The 1,076-nt window shown below is 50.5% G+C and carries 1 protein-coding gene; it reads right to left on the bottom strand.

Going from position 1 to position 1,076, the window contains the following annotated elements; genetic code table 11:
* A partial coding sequence (locus ACO0K1_RS20190) for a beta strand repeat-containing protein (protein ID WP_423028994.1) occupies positions 1-1,076 on the bottom strand: 1,076 nt, incomplete at both ends.

Genomic DNA, 1,076 nt, shown 5'->3' on the forward strand with positions numbered 1-1,076 from the left:
GTATCAGTACCTACCAAGCCAATGGCTGTGAATCCGCTCACGCTTTGTTGTGTCGCGTTGTAGGTACCGCTTTGGCTATTACCGACGATATTAACTGCCGTAGTCACCGCATTGATCGTCGCCTGGTTGCTTCCAGACTTAGCGCTTTGACTCGGCAGAACGTAATTTGATGCTAAACCTGTGCCGTCACTTAAACCAGTGATACCACTGACGTAGTTTGTCGCATTGGCTGAAACGTTGGCGTTGTTCGCCAATGCTGTGCCGGTATAGTTCAAGGTTTGTCCATTGACACCGGTGATGCTGACCTGGCCTGTCGTCAGGCTGGTGTTGCTGTCGTAAGTCTTCGTTGCGTTGATTGTCGCTGTGGCTTGACCGATGTTCAGACTACCGTTCGTGTAGCTGACGTTGCTGTAGTTGCTGTTCGTGCCGCCGACCGTATTAGCGTAGCTGCCGGCATTTGTGCCTGTGGCACCGCTGGCGGTAAAGCCGGTGATATTGCTTGCGGTATCAGTACCAACTAAACCTGTCGCTGTGAAACCATTGACGCTTTGTTGTGTCGCGTTGTAGGTACCGCTTTGGCTATTGCCGATGATATTAACTGCCGTAGTCACCGCATTGATCGTCGCCTGGTTGTTGCCAGACTTGGCGCTTTGACTTGGCAGAACGTAATTTGATGCTAAACCAGTGCCATCACTTAAACCAGTGATGCCACTGACGTAGTTTGTTGCATTGGCGGCCACATTAGCGTTGTTGGCTACCGCCGTGCCGGTGTAGTTTAAGGTCTGTCCATTGACGCCCGTGATACTGACCTGGCCTGGTGTCAGGCTGGTGTTGCTATCGTAAGTCTTAGCAGCGTTGATCGATGCTGTCGCCTGACTAATGGTCACACTATTATTCGCTGAATAGCTACTCAAACTTGGCAATACATAGTTTGACGCCAGGCCAGTACCATTACTCAATCCAGTAATGCCACTCACATAATTAGACCCATTCGCAGACACATTTGCATTATGCGCAGACGCCGTTCCTGTGTAGTTCAGGGTTTGTCCGTTGACACCTGTAATAGTTACCTGTCC

It is taken from the genome of Undibacterium sp. SXout20W, assembly GCF_049340285.1.
In the GTDB taxonomy this organism is placed as follows: domain Bacteria; phylum Pseudomonadota; class Gammaproteobacteria; order Burkholderiales; family Burkholderiaceae_D; genus Undibacterium.